Below are 22,208 nucleotides of genomic sequence, written 5' to 3'. Positions count from 1 at the left end.
GCGTCCGGAAGACTCCCATGACGAAGATCATCGAAACCGGCGGCGGGACGGTCCGGGGCGTCGAGTCCGGCGACGGCGTCCTGTCCTGGCGCGGCATCCCCTACGCCGCCCCGCCGGTCGGGGAACTGCGCTGGCGCGCGCCCCGGCCCGCCGAGCCCTGGACCGGCGTACGCGACGGCTCCCGCCCCGGCAACCCCGCGATCCAGCCACCGCCCCTCATGCCCGGCCCCGCGAGCCCCCTGGAGATACCGCCGCCCTCCGAGGACTGCCTGTACCTCAACGTCACCGCCCCCGCCGGCGCCGAGCGCGCGCCCGTCCTCGTCTGGCTGCACGGCGGCGGCTACCACGTCGGCAACGGGCACGACATCGCGGGCGACGGCGCCGGATTCGCACGGGACTTCGGCGCCGTCGTCGTGAGCCTCAACTACCGGCTCGGCGCGCTCGGTTACCTCTCCCTGCCGGACGAGGAACACACCGGCGCCCACGGCACCCACGACCAGATCGCCGCCCTGCGCTGGATCCACGCCAACATCGCGGCGTTCGGCGGCGATCCCGGGCGGGTGACGGTGTACGGCGTGTCCGCCGGGGCCAAGTCCGTCTCCAACCTGATCGCCTCGCCGCTCACCCGGGGGCTCATCCACGGCGCCGCGACCAGCAGCGGCGGCGACCACGTCGCAACTCCCGCACAGAGCCGGGCCCTTGCCGAGCGCTTCCGCAAGGAACTCGGCGCCGACGATCCCCGGAAGGCGCCCGCCTCGGCCGTCCTCGACGCGCAGAACGCCATCGCCCAGGGCCTGGAGGCCACGTGGGTCTGGCGCCCCGCCGTCGACGGGCTCGCCATCCCCCGCCGGCCCACCGACGCCATCGCCGACGGCGCCGCCACGGGCATCCCCCTCCTCGCCCAGCACTGCCTGAGCGAATGCCTCCTCTTCGAACTCGGCGCCCCCGGCTCCGCCGCCCGTGCCGAACGGGTTCTGACGGACGCCTTCGGCTCCGCCGGGTGCGCTGAGATCCTCGCGGCCTACGGCGAGGGCGACCGGGCCGCCGTCATGACCGACGAGCGGTACGCCGTCCCCACCACCCGCCTCGCCGACGCCCAGAGCACCCACGCTCCCGTCTGGCGCTCCCGGTACGACGGTCCCCTCACCGAGTACGGCGGGCTCCCCGCGTTCCACGGCTCCGACTCCCCGGCGATCTGGACGGGCGGAGCCGGCGCGGCGGGGCAACTGCACGCCGCCTGGGGGGAGTTCGTGAGGACCGGGACGGCGGGATGGACGCCGTACGCGGTGCCCGGGCGGGCGACGATGCTGTTCACCGCCGAGGGCCGTCGGCTGGAGAACGACCCCGACGGGGAGCGGCGCGCGGTGTGGGAAGGGCGGGAGTGGCGGGCGGGCACCTGGTACGACGTGGGGGAGGGGTGCTGAGCCGTGGGCGCCCGTGAAGGGTGAGACCGGCTCGCAGGTGAGGTCCCGGCTGTTCACCCAGAGTTCGCCCTGATGCCGGAAGTTGGTCCGTCCACAACCTCGTCGCGTTCTGGATCAGCGGCTTACGATGCGCGTACGTGAGCGGCACATGGGGGAGGCGCGCTTGTCCGGCGGTATGCGTGAAGGTTTCGCGGGGGCGGGGCAACTGCCCTCCGGGGTCCGGCTGTACCGGATCGGCGCGGACGGCACCGTCGTCCTCGCCGACCGCGACGGCGCCCGCGAACTCGGCCCCGACAAGGACCTGTTGAGGTTCATCGACGACGGCCAGTTCGCCCACTACCTCGTCGGCGACGCCAAGACCTCACCCGAACGCCCCTCCAACGCCACCGTCAAACTCGGCATCGTCGGCCCGCGCAGCGCCTTCACCCCGCACGCCCACGGCGGCGAGCACCACGTCCTCAGCCTCGGCTACGCCGCCTGCGGACTGTACGACGCCGAACGCGACCGCGTCACCGAAGTCCCCCTCGCCCCCGGCGAGTTGATCCGCATCCCCGAGATGATGCCGCACTCCTTCGCCAACCGGAACACCGACCCGCTCACCATCCTCGCCGCGAACACCGGCTACGGCATCGACCACGAGGACTACGCGATCACCGCGGACGAGGCCGAACGGCGCGGCGGCTTCGGCCGACTCGCCGCCGCCCTGCGGGACATCGAACGCCACCAAGGCGTCCACGGCACCGGCACCACCACCGTCCGCGAACGCCTCGCCGCCCGCCTGCGGCGCATCGCGCAAGGACTGGAGGGCCGCACATGATCTGCCCGCACTGCCGGCAGTCCCTCCTGCGCAAGGAACGCCCCGACAACCGGTGCTCCAAATGCGGGCGCCGGTACGTCTTCGACCCCAAGACCAACCCCCTCGAACTCAACGACCTCCGGGTCGTCCGGGTCGCGGCGGCCCTCACGGGGAACGGGCAACTCCCCTGCACCACCGGCCAGTTGTGGTACGCCCTCGCGCGCCGCTCGCTGCGTGAGCCCCGGGTTGAGATGGGGTGCGCGGTCGCCCTGCTCATCGCCGGAGGGGTCGCCGGGATCTTCGGACTCAGCAACGGTGTGGGCGCCGCCCAGGTCATCGGCCTGCTCGCGCTCCTCGCGGCGGCCGGGTTCGCCGTCGCGTACGGCATGGGGGCGGGGCGGGGGAAGCCCCGGATCGAGCGGGCGGCGTTCAGCACCGTCTCGCTGGCCACCTGGTGGATCGTCTACGGCTCCCTGCCGTCCGGCATCCTCGACGACAGCCGCGCCCCGCTGCCGCGAGAGGGGTCGGCGGGCAGGCCCGTCGTCCTCTGCCCCGACCGGTCCATCGCCGTCTTCCTGGACGCGGCGGGCCTCGACGTCGTCACCGAACCGTCCGCCCTGCCAGGCCGGGTGCCCGTACTGGTCCTCCACGACGCCGACGCCGCCGGGGTGCTGTACGCGCACTGGGCCCGTGGCGCCTATCCCGGGCGGGTCGTCGTCGACGTCGGGGTGCCGGTGGACGCCGTGTTCGGGGTGCGGAAGGCCGTACCCGTCCGGGGGGAGCGGCCGGGGTCCGACACCATCAAGTCTCTTGTGGAGACTGGGGAGTTGAGCGCCGAGCAGGTGAAGTGGCTGGGGCGGGGGTGGGGGTTCCCGCTCGTGGGGGTGCCGCCGGCGAAGCTGCTGGCCGCCGTGACGCGGGCGGTCGAGCAGGTCGAGGCGCGGCGGGAGGCTGCCGCCGTCGGGTTCCTGACCTGGCCCGAGGTGCCGGAGACCGGGGCCGGGGGGCGCGGGTGATCTGCCCTGGCTGCCAGGAGTCGGTGCTGCGCAAGGAACGCACCAACAGCGTGTGCGGCAAGTGCGGGCGCGCCTTCGCCCTCGATCCCAAGGTGCACGGCCGTGGCATGCACGACCTGCGCATCCGCCGTATCGCCGAACGCGCCACCGACTCCGGCCGCCGCAAGGTCACCATCACCCAACTCGGGTACCTGGCCCGCACCGACCACCGCACCTGGCCCGGCTCCCCGGAACGGGGACGCAAGGGCTGGATCGGCTGCGGCACCGGATTCTTCCTGGCCCTCGGACTCGTCCCCCTCGGTATCGCCGTGAAGGACGTACCCGCCGGGGGCCTTGTCTGGCTCGCGGGCCTCGGGCTCGTCGTCCTCGGCTACCGGATCGCGCGGGGGCAGCCGTACCGGCCCGCCGTCGGCGCGGGCGCCAGCATCTCGCCCACGCCGGCCGCCTTCGGGTCGATGATGCGGCACCGGTGGGTCCAGACGTACGGCAGGCTGCCGCCCGGGATCGTGGACGAACGGACGTACGCGGCCCGCCGCGAGGGCATCGCCGGCAAGGTCGAACTCCTCTGCCCCGACCTGGCGACGCGCGTCTTCCTCGCCGCGAACGGGATGCCCGGCCGCTGGGAATTCCGCCTTGTCGCCGGGCCCGACGGGGTGTCGGGGCGGGTGCCGGTCGTCGTGCTGCACGATGCCGGCGCGTCGGGGGTGCGGCTCGTCGCCGAGGTGCGGGAGCGGTGGCCGGGGCAGGTGGTGGTGGACGCGGGGATGCCGGTGCGGGCGGTGAGGGGGAATCGGCGGGCGGTGGTGCTGCATGGTGCGGTGGATGAGTGGTTCAGCCACTTGGCCAGTGAGAGGCTGAGCCGGTTGGGCGGGGGAGTGGATGAGAGGCTGAGCCACTCGACCACTGGTGCCGCTGGTGTGGAGCAGTGGCTGAGCCACTCAGCCACCGGCGAGGGGGAGAGGCTCAGCCACTCGTCCACCGCGCAGGCCGAGAGGTCCAGCCACTCAGCCGCTGAAGTGGCCGAGAGGCTCAGCCACTCGGCCACCCCCACCCCCATGCCCACCCCCACCCCGGATCGGCTCAGCCACCTGACCACCGAAGAGGTCCAGTGGCTCAGCCAAGGCTGGTACAGCCCCCTCGCCGCCGTCCCACCCGCCCTGCTGGAGTCGGCAGTGGTACGAGCCGTACGCCAGGCCACCCTCCTCCCCCTGGGATTCATGAGCTGGCCGACCTCAGAGAAGGACGGGAACTGACATGCCGAGGCCACTCCTGAGCCGCGCGATCACCGTGGCCGCGCGCCGGGCCGCCGCCCCCGGGGACCTGCGCTTCACGGAACGCCAGCTGTACTACGAGACGTGCCGGGTACTGCGCCCGCGCCCGGCCCCGTTGCGCAGAGTTCCGTACAGCCCGCCCCCACCCGTCCGCCTCCCCCACTTCACCGAAGCCCTGCACGACCTCGACCTCCCGGGCCTCCTCCCCGCAGCGGAACCCGCCCCGACGACCGGCGCCCCCGCACGGGAACCCGACCTGTACGACTACGGCGTACCCCGCCTGCTGATCTGCCAGAACCGCGAGATCGCCGGCATGCTGCTGGCCAACCACGTCCACCTGGAAGCGGCCTGCCCGATCCTCGCCGCACCCGACGACCTCCCCCTGTACCCCCGCCTCACAGGAGCCCTGGCCCGAGCGGGCGCGGCGACCGTGCACGTCCTGCACGACGCGAGCCCCACCGGCATCACCCTCCCCGCGAAGGTGCGCGACTCCCTCGGCCAGGTCCCCGGCGTGAGGGTGGTCTCCCTCGGCCTCGTCCCCCGCCACGCACAGACCCTGCACCTCGTCTCCGGCAGAAGGCCGGGCCGCGTACCCCCGATCGGCCCGCTCCCGCACGGCCTGAAGGCGGCGGAAGTGGACTGGCTGGCGGCGGGCCGCTTCGCGGAGGTCGCGGCCGTACCCCCGGCACGGCTCGTACGGGCGGTGCTGCGCCTGACCCGGGGCCCCCGCCCCGCCCGCGCCTCCGCCTGGAGCGAGCTGCGCGACCTGCGTACCGCCGGGTTCATGACCTGGCCCGATGCCTGACCCGACCCCGAACCGAGGACCCACACGCATGATCCGCCCACGCGAGACCGGCTACCGCGACGAACTGCTGGCCGACGGGACCGTCCACCGTACCTACGAGGACGGCGGCCAGGAGTGGCGTCGCCGCCGGCCGGACGGCGTCGTGCGGTGGCGCGACGAGCGGGGCGGTACCGGCACCGACGAACTCCTCGGCGACAGGATCGTGAAGCGGGTCCTCGCCGACGGGACGGTCATGTACGGGCGGGACATCGGCTACGGCCGCACCTTGTGGGGACGCGGCGAGCGGCTCACCGTCAACCGGACGTCGTTCGGCGGGCGGATGGGCGCGGTGCTCGCCGGGATCGGTATCGCGGGGCTCGCGGTGACGGCCGCGCACCTGCCGCCGGTGTCGCTCACGCCGGAGGAGGAAGAGGAGTTGCGGCAGCAGGCGCAGAGTTCGTCGTCCGGAGGCGGGGACGGCGGTGGCGGCGACGGCGGGTGGGACGGCGGGGACTGGGGGGACGACGACGGGAGCTGGAGCGACGACGACTTCGGGTGACGGGCCCACCGCACCGGTCGTACTCCCCCCAGGAAAGGACACCCACCCGATGGCACGCTTCTGCGTCTGCGCGGCACCCGGCACCGCGCACCTCACCGCGATGGGCGTGACCCCCCTCGCCCCGGGCCTCGGCCTCGTCCCCGGCGAACCGGGCCACGCGGACGGCCCGTTCGAGGCGGACGGACGCCGGGCCGTCGGCGAGGTCACCCTCCACAACCGCGCCGAACTCCGAGCCGCCCTTGCCACCGGCAACGCCCCCGTCCCGCCCGACATCACCGACGGCGAACTCCTCCTGCGCTGCTGGACCCGCCTCGGCCCCCGGGGCGTCGCGCTCGCCGAGGGCATGTTCGCGCTGGCGGTCCTGGACGGCGACGACATCGTCCTGATCCGCGACCACGTCGGCGCCCGCACCCTCTTCTACGCCCGCGCAGACGGGACGTGGGCCGCCGCGACCTCCCTGCGCGCCCTGCGCCGCTGGCCCGCGCTCGGCACCCGCGTGAACCTCTCCGCCGTACGCTCCTTCCTCACCTTCGCCTACCTGCCGGGCGACGAGACGCTCCTGGAGGGCGTGCGGGAGGTGCTGCCCGGGCGGGTGCTGCGGCTCGCGGCCGACGGGAGGACGACGGAGACGGTGTACTGGGAGCCGCAGGAGCGGATCGACTCCGACGGAGACCCCGTCCTCACCCTGCGGACGCTCCTGGAGGAGGCCACCGCGCGGCGGCTGCCCGAGGCCGAGGCCGTCGCCGTCCTGTTGTCGGGCGGCGTCGACAGCTCGCTCGTCACCGCGCTCGCCGCGAAGCTGCACAGCCACCCCGTACACACGTACTCGATCAGCTTCGGCGACGAACTCCCCAACGAACTGGGCTACTCGGGCCTCGTCGCCGCCCACTGCCACACCCGGCACCGGGTGCTGTCGGTCTCCGGTACGGCCGTGGCGGCACGGCTCGCCGACACCGCCGCCCTCCTCGACAGCCCGGTCGGCGACCCGCTCACCGTCCCGAACCTGCTGCTCGCCGAGGCGGTCGCCGGGGACGGGCACACGGTCGTCCTCAACGGGGAGGGCGGGGACCCGGTGTTCGGCGGGCCGAAGAACCTCCCGATGCTGGTCCAGGAGATGCACTCGCGCGCGCCCTGGTCGGAGGACCGCGCCACCGCCTACCTGCGCTCGTACCGCAAGTGCTGGACCGACCTCCCGGACCTGCTCACCGCCGACGCGCTGGCCGCCCTCGAACTCGCCCCGCCTCCACAGCGGTTCGTCGAGCCCTACCTCACCGGCCCCGACCGCATGCCGCACCTCCTCAACCAGCTCCTGCACTGCAACCTCCGCACCAAGGGCGCCCACCACATCCTCACCAAGGTCGAACGCCTCAGCGCCTCCCAAGGGCTCCAGGGCCGCGCCCCCCTCTTCGACCGTCGTGTGATCGACCACGCCTTCGCGGTCCCGCCCACCCTCAAACTCCGTGGCACGGCGGAGAAATGGGTCCTCAAGGAGGCCGTACGGGACCTGCTGCCGGAGACGGTCGTGGACCGGCCGAAGAGCGGCATGCGGGTGCCCGTGCAGCAGTGGCTGAGCGGACCCCTGCGCGACCTCGGCGGCGACCTGCTGCTCGGACGCGCGGCCCGGCAACGGGGACTGTTCCGCACCGACACCGTACGGACCTGGCTGCGCGGCGAAGGCACGCTGCTGCCCCGGCAGGGCGGCAAGTTGTGGCTCGTCCTCACCCTGGAGCTGTGGCTCCGGGCCTACGACCTGTAAAGGGAGACCAGCGCACGTGAACACCACCCTCATAGACCCCCGCACCGGCCGCACCCGAGGCACCTCGCCCATCGGGCGCGAGTCTGAAGTCCGCGAGGCGGTCGTCAACGCCCTTACGGCTCTGGCGAGTTGGCGGGGGCTCACTCCCAAGGAACGCTCGCGTCGGCTGGAGCGGCTCGCCGCGCTCGTGGAGGAGAACGCGGCCGAGTACGTCGCCCGCGAGAACGCCGGGACCGGGAAACCGTCGAGCGAGACCGCCGGTGAAGTGGCGCAGGCCGCCGACCTGTTCCGGTTCTACGCGTCCGCCGTGCGGGCCCAAACCGCGCCTGCCGCCGGGCAGTTGATCGACGGGCATGAGAGCTGGGTGCGTTGGGAGCCGCTCGGGGTCGTCGGGGTCGTCGTGCCCTGGAACTACCCGCTGATGATGGCCACTTGGCGGTGCGCGCCCGCCCTCGCCGCCGGGAACGTCGTCGTGGCCAAGCCCGCCGAGACGACGCCGGACACGTTGGAGCTGCTCGCCGAACACGCTTCTCAGGCACTGGGGCCGGGGGTCCTGACGACGGTTCCCGGTGACCGTGAGACGGGGCGGCTGCTCGTCGCGGCGGACGTCGACATGGTCGCGTTCACCGGCAGCGCCCGCGCCGGTACCGACGTCGCCGCGCGGGCCGGCGGACGCCGGGTCAGCCTCGAACTCGGCGGCAACGCACCCGCGTTGGTCCTTCCCGACGCCCCCTCCGACACCTGGACCCAGCTCGTCGCCGCCTGCGCCTACAACGCCGGCCAGAGCTGCGCCGCACCCGCACGGATCATCACGCTCCCCGAGAACTACGAACAGACGGTCGCCGAACTCGCCGAAGCGGCCCGGCAATGCGCAGCGGGCCGCGACTTCGGTCCTCTCAACAACGCGGACCAGGCGGCTCGTTACGACGGAATCGTGAAGTCCTCGGCGGCCGGACGGTCCCTCGCGGGTGAACTCGCCCTCGGCTCAGGCGAGGAGAACGGCTACTGGCGTCCCGTACGGATCCTCGCCGACCTTCCCGACGACGACCCGGCGATCGTGGAGGAGGTGTTCGGACCACTGCTGACGGTCCAGCAGGCGGAGGACGTCGACGCGGCGGTGGCCCTCGCGAACGGAGTTCCGCAGGCACTCGCGGCGAGCGTGTGGACACGGGACCTGACGACAGGGCTGGAGCTGGCCGGCCGGCTGAACGCGGGGGAGACGTGGCTCAACTGCCACCTCGCACAGACGGCTGAGCTGCCGCACGGCGGGCGGGGGGCGTCGGGGCACGGGACGGACCTGAGCGTGCTGGCGCTGCATGAGTATCAGCGGCCGAAGACGGTTACGGCGAGGCTGGTGCGGGGGTGAGGAAGCCGCTGATCGCCGGGGCGCAGGTCGTGTCCGGCCTGACCATCGTGATCCTCAGCCTGTCCGGGGCGATCACGAAAGAGCCGTACCCGGCCTTGGCGCCTCTGGTGGGCACGGGACTGTTCGTCGACGGCTGCCGGGATCTGTGGGCGCTGCGTACCCGGCGGCAAGGCGGACAGCAGGGGTGACCCGCGACCACCGGCGTCGGACACCCTGCGCCGGCCGACTCGGCCGGAAGGACTAGGGCGCTTCTGATGGATCTCCGCGGCGTCGCGACGCCTGGCACGCACTCTCGCCGCACCGGCCGAAAGCCCACGTACGTCCAGTACGAGGACTTCCGGCCGGCACGCCGAGAGCACACACCGGACGCCGCTCCTTGACGGGCAAACGTCGCCTGACACGGCACTAGCCCGTTCGGGCCGATCGGCTCGGGGGCTTGGCCGTTCGGCCGATGCGGGGGGCGGGGCGTGGTCCGTAGCGTTCGAGGTGGATGAGGACGCGAGGGACGGGAGACGCAGATGGTGCAGCGGGTCGACGGAATGGCGACGGAGTTCGGCACGGACGTCGTGGAGCTGCTGGGGCGGGCACTGAAGGTGGCGGTGCGGATCGAGCTGACGGCAGTGGGGACGGACACGGTGCTGGAGGCCCTGGTGGGGGAGACGGACGCCGGTGAGGCGATCGTCTCGGGGATGCGGAAGGCCGGTTCGCTCGGCGGGCACATCCGGGCGCTCGCCGGGAGCGGAAGGTGGGTGAGCGAGGACGACGCCGAGGCCGTCGAGGACCGTGAGGTGGACGCCGTCTGGCGCGAGGTGCGCTGGCGGTACCGCCTCGCGAAGCGCGAACCCGCCGAACTGCCCGGCATGACAGGGGCGTTGCGTGCCTGCCTGCTCCGCGCCCTGGAGTCGGCCCGCACCGAAGGGGCGCCCGCGGTGCGCCGGAGCGATGTGGCCCGGTCCCTGGTGGAGGTGCCCGGCACCCGTGCGCGGGAGGCGATGACACTGGAGCGCGTCGACACGGCCGCCGCGCTGGAGAGGCTCGCCGCCCTCACGGATGACGAGGCCCCGGAGCCGGCCGGTATCCACGTGCTGCGGATGGGCGGGGCGTTCGGCAGGCGGAGGAACCCCGTGATGCGCGTGCTGGGCTCCCTGGTCTCGGGCAGCGGTGTGAACGGCTCACCGATCATGGGCGCGGTCAACGCCGAGGCCCAGCGGCAGGCGGCCCGGCACGGCCGGGGCTTCGCGGGACCGGTGGACCAACTGCTGGGCATCCTCGCCCTCGACCGTGCCCTGCACGTCGCCGGCCTCGCACTCCCCGATGACCTCCAGGCCGTCAACTCCGCCGTGGACCTGCTGCGCCGGCACGGCGTACGCCAGGACACCCTGACCGCCTCCGCCCTCACCCTCCCGCCCGCCTCCGGCACCTCGGGCAAGGACGAGGAGCCGGCTCCCGAGGACGGCGCCGTCGAGCTGACCCCCGCAGCCCAGCGCGTCACCGACGTCGCCCGCCTGGCCGCCGCCGAGCACGGCGCCCTCACGACCGGCACGGTCCACATGCTGGCCGCCCTCCTCGACGACGAGACCGCCGCAGGACTCCTGGACCTGGACGTCGCCGCCCTGCGCGCCGACCTGACTCCCCTGCTGGGCGCGTGACACCCGACGGCTACCGTTCCTCCTGGGAGAACGGCGGCGGAAGGGAGAACATGCGTCACCTGCTCGCGGACGCACGGGTGTCGAGGCTGCGCGACGAAGCCGAGGCGATCAGGTCGGCCGTACGCGGCGCCGACCGGCGCACGGTCCGCCGCGAACTGCTCCTCTGCCTGCTCGCCGCCCTCTTCTCCCTGCTGCCCCTGCTGCTCGCACCCCCGGTCCATCGGGTGTCGGCCGTCCTCGAAGCGGCGGTGGCGGTCCTGCTCGTCCCCGCCCGGCGGCTCCGGCCCACCGCCGCCGTCCTGGGCGCCTCGGTGCTGGTCGTCGGCGAGAACGTGTGGACGATGGCGGTCGCCCCCCTCGTCGTCCTCGCCGCCGCGCGCCGGGTCGCACGGCCGTGGCGGACCGTCGGGATCTCCTGCGCTCTCGTCCTGGTGCTCACCGTCACCAAGTCGCTGATCTGGTCCGGCGACCTGCTGATGAACCTCGGCGGCGGCGCGGCCTCGGCGGTGATCCTCCTGGTGCTCCCCGCTCTCGCGGGGACGCTGCTCGGCAGACGGCGCCCCCTGGTGCGACTCCTCAAGGAACGCAACGCCTACCTGGAACAGGCCCGCGTCCTCACCGACGAGGCGGCGCGCATGCAGGAGCGCAACCGGATAGCCGGCGAGATGCACGACCTCCTGGGCCACCGCCTCAGCCTCATCTCCGTCCACGCCGGAGCCCTCGAACTCGCCGCCGGCCGCCAGGCACCCGCGCTGTCCGGCCAGGCCGAACTCCTGCGCACCACGGCCGGTACGGCGATGCGGGAACTCCGCGAGATCCTCGGCGTCCTGCGCCACACCGACCTCGCGGGAGAGGAACGCGGAACACGCGAGGACATCACCGCACTCGTCACCGAGTCCCGGCGAGCGGGCAGCACCGTCGACCTGGACTGGTCCGTCCCCGACACGGCCGACATCGGATTCCGGACCCGGCAGGCGATCCACCGCGTCGTCCGGGAAGGACTGACGAACGCGCTGAAACACGCGGCTGGAGCGCCGGCCGGAGTGGTCGTCAGGGACGCGGCCGGCGCGGTCGAGGTGTCGGTGACGAACGCGGCACCGGGCACCGGGGTCCGGTCCCGGGGCGGGAACAACAGCGGACTGGTCGGCTGCGAGGAACGGGTCTCGCTGCTCGGCGGAAAGTTCGAGGCGGGAACACTGCCCGACGGCGGCTTCCGCATCGCGGCCTGGCTGCCGGGGGAGGGCACGGGGACGGCTTTCGACCCGGGCGGCCGAGCGGCCTGGACCCCGGCGGCGGACGAGATCCTGACCTGGCCCCGCGTGCTCGGATCGGGATGCCTCGCGGTGACGATCGTGCTGCCGACGGTGGCGTTCCTGCTGGTCCTGGCGGTCGCGGAGTTCGTCAGATGAGCGGGTACAGGCTGTCTCGTGAGCCGAGCGGCATCTCATAGACTGAGTCGATGATCCGAGTCCTGGTCGCCGACGACGAAGCGCTGATGCGGGCCGGGATCCGGCTGATCCTCGAGAACGCCGACGACATCAAGGTGGTCGCCGAGGCGGGGGACGGCCGCGAGGCCGCCGAGGTGTGCCGCGGCCAGGAGATCGACGTGGCCCTCCTCGACATCCAGATGCCGGGCCGCGACGGCATCGCAGCCGCCGAGGACATCACCCGGCTGTCGCCGCGTACGTGTGTCGTCATGCTGACCGCGTTCGGGGAGGAGGCCGGTGTCACCCGCGCGCTGCGAGCCGGCGCGAGCGGATTCCTCCTCAAGGACACCGGGCCCACCGACCTGATCCGCGCCGTGCAGCTCGCGGCGCGCGGTGAGCCCGTCCTCGCGCCGCGCATCACCCGCCAACTCCTCGACCGGCACGTCCGGTCGGGCCGCGACACCGAGGCCGCCCAGGCCCGCCTCGCCGGCCTCACCCCCGCCGAACTCGACGTCCTGCGCCTGCTCGCCGCCGGACTCTCCAACGCCGAGATCGCCGACCGCCTCTACCTCAGCGCGGGCACGGTCAAGGCACACATCAGCCGCATCCTCACCCGCACCGACTGCGCGAACCGCGTCCAGGCGGCCGTCCTCGCACACGACGCCGGACTGGCCGCCGAGGCCTGACGGGCCCGCGCCCCGGCCAATCGCTGTCGAGAAAGCCATCAACAGCGATCGTCGTATGCAGTGCCGGACGTGACGACCGAACCCGACCGCGTGGACACCTGGATCGACTCCAGGCGCGCCGAACTCCCCGAGTCCGTGTTCGCCTCCACGGAACTGACCAAACGGATCCTGTTCCTCTCCGCCGGGCCGGACGCCGCGATGCGCCGGGCGCTCGCCGACTTCCCGCTCACCCCGCCGAGTTCGACGTCCTGACCGCCCTGTGCCGCTCGGGCGAGCCGTACCGCATGAAGCCGAACCACCTCGCCCGCCTCCTCATGCTTTCCACCGGCGGCACCACCAACGTCGCCCACCGCCTGGCGGCCCGGGGCTACGCCGTCCGCGAGGCCGACCCCGAGGACGCCCGCAGCGCCTGGATCCACCTCACCCCCGAGGGGATCGACATCGCCGGACGCGCCGTCACCGCCGTCGGAGAGGCCGTCCAGACCGGCCTCTTCGAGGGCGTGCCCACGGAACGCGTGGACCAGGCCCCCCAGTCCCGGCGCGACCTGTCGGCCGAGACGCCCAGGCCGCGCCGGTAGCGCTCACACCCGCCACCCGTACCGCCGCTCCGGCCGCCCCGTCACCCCGTACCGCAGCGTCACGTCCGCACTCCCCACCGTGTGGAAGTACTCCAGATACCGCCGCGCACTCACCCGCGAGATCCCCGTCAGCGCGGCGCACTCGGTGGCCGACAGCACCCCGTCGGCGTCCCGCAGCGTGCGTTCGACCAGCTCGGCGGTCTCCACGCTCATCCCCTTGGGCAGCGCACTGTTCGGCACGGAGGACCCGGCGAGAACGCGGTCGACGTCCGCCTGACCGCGTACGACGGCCGTCAGGAGACGGGACCGCCGCGCCGCGTACCGCTCCAGACGCGGGCGCAGGTCCTCGTACTCGAACGGTTTCAGCAGATAGTCGACGACCCCCTGCCGCACCGCCCCGCGCACCGTGTCGGCCTCGCGGGCCGCGCTGATGACCATCACGTCGCAGTCGTGACCGGCGGCGCGCAGCCGGGAGACGACGTCCAGGCCGAAGACGTCCGGCAGATACAGGTCGAGTAGGACCAGGTCGGGGCGGAGCGCCTCGACGGCCCGCACCGCCTCCTCGCCGGTGCCGACCGCGCCGACGACCCGGAACGGCTCGACGCGCTCGACGAACGTGCGGTGGACCTTGGCCACCATGAAGTCGTCGTCGACCACGAGGACGTCTATCACCGGCTCGCTCCCTGTGCCGCTCTGACCGTCAGCCGGGCCGTGAACACCGACCCGTCGACCTGGATCTCCCCGCCGTGCCGCTCGCACACGAGCCGCGTCAGCGCCAGCCCGATGCCGCGCTCGCCGCCCTCGGCTGCCTTGGTCGTGAACCCGTGCGTGAACACCTCCCGCGCCAGCTCCGGCGCCACCCCGGGACCCGAGTCGCGCACCACGATCTCCACCCCGGTCGCGTCCTGCCGCACCTCGACCTCCACCCACGGATCGTCGCCGCCCGAGGCCGCCGCGTCGACCGCGTCGACCGCATTGTCTACGAGGTTCCCCACCACGGTGGCGACGTCGGCGGCGTCCTCGGGCGCCAGCCGCTCCAGCGAGGTCCGCTCCGACACCCGCAGACCGACCCGCCGTTCGGCCGCCAGCGACGCCTTCGCCGTGAGCAGCGCGGCGACGGCCGTGTCCCGCACCCGGCGGCTCAGCGTCACGTCCAGCTCCTGGCGGCGCTGGTTCAACGCCCGGATGTAGTCGACGACTTCCTCCTGCTCCCCGATCTGGATCAGCCCGGAGATGGTGTGCAACTGGTTCGCGAACTCGTGGGCCTGCGCCCGCAGAAGCTCCGACGAACTGCGGAACGCCCCGATCTCCCGCTCCAGTCGGGCAAGTTCCGTACGGTCCCTGAGCGTTGTCACCGACCCCAGCAGCCGCCCGTCCTTCGACACGGCCATCCGGTTCAGCACCAGCACCCGGCCACGCCGTACGACGACCTCGTCCCGCCGGTCGGCGCCCTCCGCGAGCACGTCCCGGAGCCGCCCTTCCACGCCCAGTTCGGCGAGGCTCTGGCCCACGCAGTCCTCGGGGAGGTCGAGCAGCCGCCGCCCCACCTCGTTGACGAGGGTCAGCCGGGCCTGCGGGTCCAGCGCGACGACGCCCTCGGCGATGCCGTACAGCATGGCCTCCCGGTGCTCGGCGAGACCGGCGATCTCGCGGGGCTCCAGGCCCAGCGTCTGCCGCTTCACGCGCCGGGCCAGCAGCCAGGAACCGGCGAGACCGAGGACCCCGGCGACGCCGAGGTAGGCCAGCAGGTACGAGGACGCGCCGCTCAGGCGCTGCCACGCCGTCGGGGACGCCTCGCCGACCATCACCGTCCCCAGGTGCTCGCCGACGGTGCTCCGCGTCTCCGCCAGCACCGGGACCTGGGCGACCAGTTCACGGCTGCCGTCCAGGGCCAGCGAACCGGACCAGCCCCGGCCCGGCCGGGCCTTCGGCAGGAGCCTGCCGACCAGCGTCGGGTCCGTCGCGGCGACGATCCGGCCGCCCGCGTCGGCCACCGTCACCGACGTCACCCCGGACTGCGCCTGCGTCGAGTGGACCAGCGGAGCGAGCGCCTCCTGCGGCGCGGGGCGCGCGAGGCGGCTGCGGACCAGGGGGTTCGCACCGAGCTGCTCGGCGAGCGCGCCGACCCGGCGGCCCTCCACCCGGTGGAACGTCGCCTCCGACTGGGTGAGCGAGATCGCGGCGACCGCCAGCAGGACGACCACCACGATCGCCGTCTGGAGCACCAGCATCTCGCCCGCGAGGGTCTGGCGACGAAACGTGGTACCCACCGCCCACTCGATCTCACCGGCTGCTGTGGCGCACAATCATGGCGCTCGCCCGGCGGGTTGCGGAAGAGAGGTGCCATGAGGAATCGCCTGCGCCTGGCCCTGCCCGCGCTCCTGCTGGCCGGCGCGTGCGGGGACGGCTCCCGCGACGGGCTGCGCATCATGGTCCCCAACACGCCCGGCGGCGGCTACGACACCACCGCCCGCGTCATGGCCCGCGTCATGGACAGGGCCGGCATCGCGTCCGACGTCCAGGTCTTCAACCTGCCCGGCGCGGGCGGCACCGTCGGCCTGCGGCGCACCGTCAACGAACGCGGCAACGGGCGGCTCGCCCTCCAGATGGGCCTCGGCGTCGTCGGCGCCTCCCACCTCGCGCGGCCCGAGGCGACCGTCGCCGACACGACACCGCTGGCCCGGCTGATCGAGGAGGCCGGCGCCGTCGTCGTACCGAAGAACTCGCCCTACCGGACGGTCGGGGAACTCGTCGACGCCTGGCGGGCCGACCCCGCGCGGGTCACCGTGGGCGGCGGTTCCTCGCCCGGCGGGCCCGACCATCTGCTGCCGATGCGGCTCGCGAAAGCGGTCGGGATCGTGCCCCGGGACGTGCGGTACGTGTCGTACGACGGGGGAGGCGGCGAGCTGCTGCCCGCGCTGCTCGACGGGAAAGTGGCGTTCGGTACGAGCGGGTTCGGGGAGTTCCTCGACCAGATCGAGGCCGGACAGCTACGGGTCCTCGCGGTGACCGGGGCCTCGCCGGTCGCGGCGCTCCCCGGGGTGCCGACGCTCAAGTCCGCTGGGATCGAGCTGGAGTTCACCAACTGGCGCGGGATCGTGGCGCCGCCCGGGATCAGCGCCGGGGACCGGCGGCGGTGGGTCCAGGCACTGACCGCGCTGCACGACACGCCGCAGTGGCAGGGGGAGTTGGAGCGGCGGGGGTGGAGCGACGCGTTCTTGACGGGGGACGCGTTCGGGGAGTTCCTGACGGAGCAGGACGCGTTCGTGGCACGGCTGGTGGTCCAACTCGGTCTGGGGTGACGGCAGTAGCGGCGGGGGCGCGCGGCCGGGGTGACCACAAAGAACCGGGGTGACCACAAAGACCAGAACCTCCATTGGTTCCGCAAGCGCGACGGACCCCTGACATGCGTGCACCCTATGGACACCTCGCACCTCACCTCCCCGCACCCCGACCCCCGTACGACGACAGGTGGTGGCACCCGTGCGCCTGCGCACCCCCCTCGCCCTCCTCGGAGCCGCGATCCTGCTGCTCCTCGGACCCCCGCTGCTGGCCACCGGCAGCGGCGCCGGGACCGGCACCCAGATCCCCGGCCTGCGCTTCATGGTCCCCAACTCGCCCGGCGGCGGCTACGACATCACCGCCCGCACCGCCGCCCGCAACGCCGAGGACGCCGGACTCACCCACAACATCGAGGTGTTCAACCTCCCCGGCGCCGGCGGCACCGTCGGCCTCGCCCGCCTGGTCAGCGAACACAGCAACGGACGGCTCGCGATGTCGATGGGCCTCGGCGTGGTCGGCGCGGCCCGCTCCAACGACGCGCCCAGGACGCTCGCCGACACGACCCCCATCGCCCGCCTCACCGAGGAACAGGACGTCGTCGTGGTCGCGGCGGACTCGCCGTACAAGACCATCCGTGAACTCGTCGACGCCTGGCGGAAGAACCCCGGCAAGCTCCCGGTCGGCGGCGGCTCCTCACCCGGCGGACCCGACCACCTCGCACCCATGCTGATGGCGCGCGCCGCCGGGATCACCCCGAAGGACGTCAACTACATCCCCTTCGACGGCGGCGGCGAACTCCTCGCCTCCATCCTCGGCAGCAAGGTCGCCTTCGGGGTGTCCGGCGTCGGCGAGTACCTCGACCAGATCAAGTCCGGCGAACTGCGCCTGCTCGCCGTCACCGGCACGAAACGCGTCGCCGGGCTCGACGCGCCGACGCTCCAAGAGGCCGGGTACGACGTCGAGTTCACCAACTGGCGTGGCGTCGTGGCCCCGCCGGGCATCTCCGACGCCCAGCGCGACAAACTCGTCACCTTCTTCGAGGAGCTGCACGCGTCGGGCGAATGGCAGGAGTCCCTCAAGCGCAACGGCTGGGACGACGCGTTCCTCACCGGCGACGACTTCGGGACGTTCCTCGACGAGCAGGACGCGCGCGTCGTGTCCGTACTGAAGGAGCTGGGGCTGTGATGACCCGTGCCTGGTGGCGTGAACACTCCGAACTCGGCGTCTGCGCCCTGCTGCTGGCGCTCGGCGCCCTCGTTCTCACCGACGCCCTCACGATGGACATCGACATCGGCCAGCGCGGCCCCGTCGGCCCCCGCACCGTACCGATCGCCGTCGGCGCCGGGCTCCTGCTGATCGCCGTCCTCCTCGCCGTGGACGTCCTGCGCGGCGGCCGGGGCGAAGCGGAGTCCGGCGAGGACATCGACCTCACCGAACCCGCCGACTGGCGTGCCGTGCTGGGGCTGGCCGGAGTGTTCCTCGCCGCCGCCGTCCTCATCGAACCCGCCGGCTTCCCCGTCGCCGGCGCGCTGCTGTTCTGGGGCGCCGCGTTCGTCCTCGGCAGCCGCCGCTTCGACCGCGATCCGCTGATCGCAGCCAGCCTCTCCTTCGTCACCTACATCCTCTTCGACCACCTGCTCGGCGTGCCGCTGCCCGGCGGCCCCCTCATGGGAGTGCTGTGACATGGATTCCCTCAACTCCCTCGTGGACGGCTTCGGTACGGCCCTCACACCGGTCAACCTCCTGTGGGCCGCGCTCGGAGTCCTCCTCGGCACCGCGATCGGCGTCCTGCCCGGCATCGGCCCCGCGATGGCGGTCGCGCTGCTCCTGCCGGTGACGTACGGCCTCGAACCCACCGGCGCGTTCATCATGTTCGCCGGCATCTACTACGGCGCGATGTTCGGCGGCTCGACGACCTCGATCCTCCTCAACACCCCCGGCGAGAGCGCCGCCGTGGTCGCCGCCATGGAGGGCAACCCCATGGCCAGGTCGGGGCGCGGCGCGCAGGCCCTCGCCGCCGCGGCCGTCGGCCACTTCGCGGGCGGCATGATCGGCACGATCCTCCTCGTCGTCCTCGCCCCCACCGTCGCCGACCTCGCCGTCGACATCGGCGCGCCCGACTACTTCGCCATCATGGTCCTCGCGTTCATCGCCGTGACCTCCGTCCTCGGCGCCTCCCGCCTGCGCGGCCTCGCCTCCCTGCTGATCGGCCTCACCCTCGGCCTCGTCGGCCTCGACCAGATGACCGGCCAGCAGCGCCTCACCTTCGGCTCCCTCCAACTCGCCGACGGCATCGACGTGGTGATCGTCGCGGTCGGCCTCTTCGCGATCGGCGAGGCCCTGTGGGTCGCCGCGCACCTGCGGCGCACGACGGGCCGGGCGATCCCCGTCGGACGGCCCTGGCTCGGCCGTGACGACCTCAAGCGGACCTGGAAGTCCTGGCTGCGCGGACCGTTCATCGGGTTCCCCTTCGGCGCGATCCCGGCGGGCGGCGCCGAGATCCCCACCTTCCTGTCGTACGTCACGGAGAAACGCCTCTCCAAGCACCAGGACGAGTGGGGCAAGGGCGCGATCGAGGGCGTCGCCGGGCCCGAGTCGGCGGCGTCCGCATCGGCCGCCGGGACGCTCGTCTCCATGCTGACGCTGGGTCTGCCGACCACCGCCGTCGCCGCCGTCATGCTGGCCGCGTTCCAGCAGTACGGCATCCAGCCGGGCCCCCTCCTCTTCGAGAACGAACCCGACCTCGTGTGGGGGCTCATCGCGTCCCTGTTCGTCGGGATGGTCCTCCTGCTCGCCCTCAACCTGCCGCTCGCGCCGGTCTGGGCGAAACTCCTGCGCATCCCCCGGCCCTACCTCTACGCGGGCATCCTCTTCTTCGCGGCCGTCGGCGCGTACGCGGTCGGCGGCGAGGTCGTCGACCTCGTGATCCTGCTGATCATCGGGCTGATCGGGTTCGGGATGCGGCGGTACGGGCTGCCGGTGCTGCCCGCCGTGATCGGGGTGATCCTCGGCCCGAACGCCGAGCAACAGCTCAGGCGGGCCTTGCAGATCAGCGACGGGAGCGTGTCGGGGCTGGTCGACACACCGTTCTCGGTGACCGTCTACGCGGTCGTCCTGGTGGTGCTGCTGTGGCCGGTGCTGAAACGGTTCGTGATCCGGCGCGGCGCCTGACCCGGTCCGGGTACGCGGGAAGGGCAAGGAGGCGAACTCCTTGCCCTTCCCGGCGTACAGAGAGGTTCTCTACGAGGTGAGCGTCAGCGCTTCGTGTAGATGAAGCCGACCTTGTCCAGCTCGTCCGCCGCGCGGCCGTGGAAGCCCGCGATCTGCCAGCCGCTGGGAGCCGTGCGGGTCACGCAGTCGGAGGTGGTGGTGCCGCCCGCGAGGGTGTTGCCGAGGTTGGTGGTGAACTTCGCGTAGAAGATCCGGGTGTGGTCGTCCTTCGGGCCCTGGCAGACGAGCGCCGACGTCACGTACTCGCCGGAGGCCAGGGTCAGGGAGGACGCCGTACCGCCCGTACCGCCGTGCGTCAGGGTCGTGCCGTCCGAGAGGGTGAGGCCGACCTGGTCCACGCGGGTACCGGCGCGCAGGGAGACGGTGGTGGCGCGGGCGCCCGCCGCGACCTTCGGGAGGTCCTGGTAGTAGTCGCCGTGCGGTCCGCCGAACTGCTCGCTGAGCTGGAAGTCGGGGCTCTGCGACCAGGTGAAGCCGACCGTGACCGGGTCGTGGTCGGAGAGCATCTTGCCGTCCGAGGTGAGGAACTTGGCGTGCTCGTTGTTGTACGACGTCGCGTTCAGCGTCACCAGCTTGCTGCCGCGGTACAGGACCTTGTCGACGACCTCGCACGTGTTCGGCACGGTCGCGCCGGTCTGGTCGCACACCAGCGCGTCGGCGCCCTTGGCGGGCGGGGTGCCGCCGCGCACCAGCTTCACCCACGCGTCGGTGAGGCCGTTGGCCGACGCGAACTCGCCGATGGTGTCGGCGGCGCGCGTGTACCGGGTGTTGGTGTCGCCCATCACGACGACCGCGTTGCCCGCGGAGTGCGTGTTGATGAAGGCGGTGAGCTGGCTGAGGTTGCTCGCGCGGGAGGCCTCGTCACCGTCGTTCGTGCCCGCGTTGGTGTGCAGGTTGTAGAAGTCGACGTACACCCCCTCCGCGAGCCGCTCCCGCATGAAGCTGAAGCCCTTCGGGGTCAGGCAGTCGCCCGAGTCGACCTGGCAGGAGGTCCACCGGACCCGCTCGAAGTCGTCGCCGTCCCACGCGTAGTTGGAGACGGTGTTGAGCCCGCTGCCGATCCCCGCGCCGCCGCTGGTCGCCGTCCGGTTGGCGTGCGTGTCGGTCGAGTACAGGTACGCGTGGTAGTTGAAGTCCTCCTGCACGTTCACGATGTCGTACGGCGCGATACGCCGGCCGATCTCGGTCGTGCTCGTGTCACGCGGCGTCGAGGCGCTGGAGAGCGACTCCGGCAGACCGGCGACGTTGTACGTGAGCACGCTGAAGCTGCCGGACGTCGCGGCCGAGGCCGGGGTGGTGGTCGCGGTCAGCGCGCCCACCGCAGCCGCGGCGGTGGCGAGACAGGCGAGGAGTCTGCGCATGGAAAAGGGCCTCCTGGGGGGTGACGAACCATGACAGTGTCGCGGTCATGTCAGAACGCCGCGACAAGATCGGGTGTCCAACGGGTCCGAGGTCTGTGAAGCGCAGGTTTCCTGATGGACGGGCGGTACGGAAGTGGCACGGCACGTCAATTGACGTGCGCTTTACCGTCGGGGCGTGCTGGGATCGTCCGTCATGGACACCTCTCGCCTCCCGGACGCCGACCTGCTCGACCGCATGGCCCGCAATCTCGCGGAACACGCCTGCCATCTGCACCGCGCGCTGCCGGGCGCGAGCGTCACGGAGACCGGGGATCTCCTCGTCGCCGACAGCGGCTCGGACGACGACACGTTCAACATCGTGACCTCGGCGCGGTTCACCGGGACGAACGCGGCGCGGCGGATCGCCGAGACGGTGGAGTCGCTGCCGGGGCGGACGTTCTCCTGGTGGGTGGGGCCGACGTGTACGCCGGACGACCTGAGCGCGCGGCTGACGGCGGCGGGACTGCCGGAGTCGGAGCGGGAGACGGCGATGTGGGCCGAACTGGACGGACCGCCGCCGAAGCCGGACCGGGCCACCTCCCTGGACATCCGCCCCGTCACCACCCCGGCCCAACTCGCCGACTGCGCCCGCGTCCTCGCCGCCAACTGGACCCCGCCCTCGGACACGGTCCGCCGCTTCTACGCCCGGGCCGATGCCCTCGCCCCCGACTCCCCGGCCCACTACCTCGTCGGCTATCTCGACGGCGCCCCCGTCTGCACCGCCGAGGTCTTCCTCCACGCCGAGGTCGCCGGCATCTACAACATCGCCACCCTCGCCGCCCACCGCCGACGCGGATACGGCGGAGCCATCACCCGCGCCGCCCTGCGCACCGCCCTCGCCCACGGCCACCGCATCGCCGTCCTCCAGGCGTCCCCCGAGGGCGAACCGGTCTATCGCCGCCTGGGGTTCCGTACCTGCGGCCGGTTCACGGAACACGCGGTGACACGGGCCACCGGGCTCGACGCGCCTGGATGAGTTCGAG

22 protein-coding genes are annotated in these 22,208 nt (G+C 72.8%); 19 read left to right on the top strand and 3 right to left on the bottom strand.

The features are described 5' to 3' along the window. Positions 1 to 17 precede the first annotated feature (17 nt). The 14 genes from ACQCO7_RS00320 to ACQCO7_RS00255 all read left to right on the top strand — a co-directional run bounded on the left by ACQCO7_RS00320 (position 18) and on the right by ACQCO7_RS00255 (position 13,312). On the top strand, positions 18 to 1,424 hold the full coding sequence (locus tag ACQCO7_RS00320; protein WP_464069814.1) for a carboxylesterase/lipase family protein: 1,407 nt from the start codon (positions 18 to 20) through the stop codon (positions 1,422 to 1,424). 175 nt (positions 1,425 to 1,599) lie between these two features. Next, positions 1,600 to 2,241: a cupin domain-containing protein gene (locus ACQCO7_RS00315; RefSeq protein WP_464069813.1), complete on the top strand. Its 642-nt coding sequence runs from the start codon at positions 1,600 to 1,602 to the stop codon at positions 2,239 to 2,241. Next, a complete protein-coding gene (locus ACQCO7_RS00310) occupies positions 2,238 to 3,236 on the top strand; it encodes a hypothetical protein (protein ID WP_464069812.1) in 999 nt (332 codons plus the stop codon). Before ACQCO7_RS00315 ends, ACQCO7_RS00310 begins: the two co-directional genes overlap by 4 nt. 23 nt (positions 3,237 to 3,259) lie before the next feature. After that, a complete protein-coding gene (locus ACQCO7_RS00305; RefSeq protein WP_464069811.1) occupies positions 3,260 to 4,489 on the top strand; it encodes a hypothetical protein in 1,230 nt (409 codons plus the stop codon). 1 nt (position 4,490) lies between these two features. Continuing rightward, positions 4,491 to 5,312 (top strand): hypothetical protein, encoded by an 822-nt coding sequence (locus ACQCO7_RS00300; protein ID WP_464069810.1) that lies wholly within the window; start codon positions 4,491 to 4,493, stop codon positions 5,310 to 5,312. A 28-nt stretch (positions 5,313 to 5,340) separates the two neighbouring features. Beyond that, positions 5,341 to 5,850, top strand: coding sequence for a hypothetical protein (locus ACQCO7_RS00295; protein WP_464069809.1), 510 nt, complete (start codon positions 5,341 to 5,343; stop codon positions 5,848 to 5,850). A 49-nt stretch (positions 5,851 to 5,899) separates the two neighbouring features. Next, positions 5,900 to 7,606 (top strand): asparagine synthetase B family protein, encoded by a 1,707-nt coding sequence (locus ACQCO7_RS00290; protein ID WP_464069808.1) that lies wholly within the window; start codon positions 5,900 to 5,902, stop codon positions 7,604 to 7,606. A 16-nt stretch (positions 7,607 to 7,622) separates the two neighbouring features. Beyond that, entirely contained in the window at positions 7,623 to 8,972 is a 1,350-nt protein-coding gene (locus ACQCO7_RS00285; RefSeq protein ID WP_464069807.1) for an aldehyde dehydrogenase family protein, read from the top strand. Beyond that, positions 8,969 to 9,160 (top strand): hypothetical protein, encoded by a 192-nt coding sequence (locus tag ACQCO7_RS00280; protein ID WP_464069806.1) that lies wholly within the window; start codon positions 8,969 to 8,971, stop codon positions 9,158 to 9,160. Before ACQCO7_RS00285 ends, ACQCO7_RS00280 begins: the two co-directional genes overlap by 4 nt. 330 nt (positions 9,161 to 9,490) lie before the next feature. After that, entirely contained in the window at positions 9,491 to 10,621 is a 1,131-nt protein-coding gene (locus tag ACQCO7_RS00275; RefSeq protein WP_464069805.1) for a hypothetical protein, read from the top strand. Positions 10,622 to 10,671: 50 nt separating this feature from the next. Beyond that, the gene (locus ACQCO7_RS00270; RefSeq protein WP_464069804.1) at positions 10,672 to 12,030 is read left to right on the top strand and encodes a sensor histidine kinase; all 1,359 of its coding nucleotides are present in this window, start codon (positions 10,672 to 10,674) and stop codon (positions 12,028 to 12,030) included. Between the two features lie 50 nt (positions 12,031 to 12,080). Continuing rightward, positions 12,081 to 12,734 carry a response regulator gene (locus ACQCO7_RS00265; RefSeq protein WP_464069803.1) on the top strand — a complete coding sequence of 218 codons (654 nt, stop codon included), beginning with the start codon at positions 12,081 to 12,083 and terminating at the stop codon, positions 12,732 to 12,734. 69 nt (positions 12,735 to 12,803) lie between these two features. After that, positions 12,804 to 12,986 carry a hypothetical protein gene (locus tag ACQCO7_RS00260; RefSeq protein ID WP_464069802.1) on the top strand — a complete coding sequence of 61 codons (183 nt, stop codon included), beginning with the start codon at positions 12,804 to 12,806 and terminating at the stop codon, positions 12,984 to 12,986. Positions 12,987 to 13,018: 32 nt separating this feature from the next. Continuing rightward, positions 13,019 to 13,312, top strand: a complete 294-nt coding sequence (locus ACQCO7_RS00255; protein ID WP_464069801.1) for a MarR family winged helix-turn-helix transcriptional regulator — start codon at positions 13,019 to 13,021, stop codon at positions 13,310 to 13,312. A 3-nt stretch (positions 13,313 to 13,315) separates the two neighbouring features. On the opposite strand, the gene ACQCO7_RS00250 is transcribed toward ACQCO7_RS00255, so the two are convergent. Then, a complete protein-coding gene (locus ACQCO7_RS00250) occupies positions 13,316 to 13,984 on the bottom strand; it encodes a response regulator (RefSeq protein WP_464069800.1) in 669 nt (222 codons plus the stop codon). After that, entirely contained in the window at positions 13,981 to 15,543 is a 1,563-nt protein-coding gene (locus ACQCO7_RS00245) for a sensor histidine kinase (RefSeq protein ID WP_464077118.1), read from the bottom strand. The genes ACQCO7_RS00250 and ACQCO7_RS00245 overlap by 4 nt, the downstream gene beginning before the upstream one ends. 114 nt (positions 15,544 to 15,657) lie before the next feature. Between ACQCO7_RS00245 and ACQCO7_RS00240 the strand changes: the two genes are divergently transcribed. From ACQCO7_RS00240 to ACQCO7_RS00225, 4 genes are all read left to right on the top strand, one after another. Further along, a complete protein-coding gene (locus ACQCO7_RS00240) occupies positions 15,658 to 16,614 on the top strand; it encodes a Bug family tripartite tricarboxylate transporter substrate binding protein (protein ID WP_464069799.1) in 957 nt (318 codons plus the stop codon). Positions 16,615 to 16,795: 181 nt separating this feature from the next. Next, the gene (locus ACQCO7_RS00235; protein ID WP_464077117.1) at positions 16,796 to 17,779 is read left to right on the top strand and encodes a Bug family tripartite tricarboxylate transporter substrate binding protein; all 984 of its coding nucleotides are present in this window, start codon (positions 16,796 to 16,798) and stop codon (positions 17,777 to 17,779) included. After that, positions 17,779 to 18,276, top strand: coding sequence for a tripartite tricarboxylate transporter TctB family protein (locus ACQCO7_RS00230; RefSeq protein ID WP_464069798.1), 498 nt, complete (start codon positions 17,779 to 17,781; stop codon positions 18,274 to 18,276). The genes ACQCO7_RS00235 and ACQCO7_RS00230 overlap by 1 nt, the downstream gene beginning before the upstream one ends. A 1-nt stretch (position 18,277) precedes the next feature. Continuing rightward, the gene (locus ACQCO7_RS00225) at positions 18,278 to 19,765 is read left to right on the top strand and encodes a tripartite tricarboxylate transporter permease (protein ID WP_464069797.1); all 1,488 of its coding nucleotides are present in this window, start codon (positions 18,278 to 18,280) and stop codon (positions 19,763 to 19,765) included. A gap of 83 nt (positions 19,766 to 19,848) precedes the next feature. Here the strand turns inward: ACQCO7_RS00225 and ACQCO7_RS00220 are convergent, their stop codons facing one another. After that, the gene (locus tag ACQCO7_RS00220; protein ID WP_464069796.1) at positions 19,849 to 21,186 is read right to left on the bottom strand and encodes a jacalin-like lectin; all 1,338 of its coding nucleotides are present in this window, start codon (positions 21,184 to 21,186) and stop codon (positions 19,849 to 19,851) included. A gap of 235 nt (positions 21,187 to 21,421) precedes the next feature. On the opposite strand from ACQCO7_RS00220, the gene ACQCO7_RS00215 reads away from it, so the two are divergent. Then, positions 21,422 to 22,201: a GNAT family N-acetyltransferase gene (locus tag ACQCO7_RS00215; RefSeq protein WP_464077116.1), complete on the top strand. Its 780-nt coding sequence runs from the start codon at positions 21,422 to 21,424 to the stop codon at positions 22,199 to 22,201. Positions 22,202 to 22,208: the final 7 nt, after the last annotated feature.

The sequence above is a fragment of the Streptomyces saintjeani genome, assembly GCF_055409605.1.
The sequence above is the reverse complement of the archived record's forward strand: the minus strand, read 5'-3'. Positions and strand labels throughout refer to the sequence as shown.

Coding starts and splice junctions, on each gene's coding strand:
- ACQCO7_RS00320 (WP_464069814.1), top strand. CDS start 18: ATGACGAAGATCATCGAAACCGGCGGCGGGACGGTCCGGGGCGTCGAG.
- ACQCO7_RS00315 (WP_464069813.1), top strand. CDS start 1,600: ATGCGTGAAGGTTTCGCGGGGGCGGGGCAACTGCCCTCCGGGGTCCGG.
- ACQCO7_RS00310 (WP_464069812.1), top strand. CDS start 2,238: ATGATCTGCCCGCACTGCCGGCAGTCCCTCCTGCGCAAGGAACGCCCC.
- ACQCO7_RS00300 (WP_464069810.1), top strand. CDS start 4,491: ATGCCGAGGCCACTCCTGAGCCGCGCGATCACCGTGGCCGCGCGCCGG.
- ACQCO7_RS00295 (WP_464069809.1), top strand. CDS start 5,341: ATGATCCGCCCACGCGAGACCGGCTACCGCGACGAACTGCTGGCCGAC.
- ACQCO7_RS00290 (WP_464069808.1), top strand. CDS start 5,900: ATGGCACGCTTCTGCGTCTGCGCGGCACCCGGCACCGCGCACCTCACC.
- ACQCO7_RS00275 (WP_464069805.1), top strand. CDS start 9,491: ATGGTGCAGCGGGTCGACGGAATGGCGACGGAGTTCGGCACGGACGTC.
- ACQCO7_RS00270 (WP_464069804.1), top strand. CDS start 10,672: ATGCGTCACCTGCTCGCGGACGCACGGGTGTCGAGGCTGCGCGACGAA.
- ACQCO7_RS00265 (WP_464069803.1), top strand. CDS start 12,081: ATGATCCGAGTCCTGGTCGCCGACGACGAAGCGCTGATGCGGGCCGGG.
- ACQCO7_RS00255 (WP_464069801.1), top strand. CDS start 13,019: ATGAAGCCGAACCACCTCGCCCGCCTCCTCATGCTTTCCACCGGCGGC.
- ACQCO7_RS00245 (WP_464077118.1), bottom strand. CDS start 15,543: ATGCTGGTGCTCCAGACGGCGATCGTGGTGGTCGTCCTGCTGGCGGTC.
- ACQCO7_RS00240 (WP_464069799.1), top strand. CDS start 15,658: ATGAGGAATCGCCTGCGCCTGGCCCTGCCCGCGCTCCTGCTGGCCGGC.
- ACQCO7_RS00230 (WP_464069798.1), top strand. CDS start 17,779: ATGACCCGTGCCTGGTGGCGTGAACACTCCGAACTCGGCGTCTGCGCC.
- ACQCO7_RS00225 (WP_464069797.1), top strand. CDS start 18,278: ATGGATTCCCTCAACTCCCTCGTGGACGGCTTCGGTACGGCCCTCACA.
- ACQCO7_RS00220 (WP_464069796.1), bottom strand. CDS start 21,186: ATGCGCAGACTCCTCGCCTGTCTCGCCACCGCCGCGGCTGCGGTGGGC.
- ACQCO7_RS00215 (WP_464077116.1), top strand. CDS start 21,422: ATGGCCCGCAATCTCGCGGAACACGCCTGCCATCTGCACCGCGCGCTG.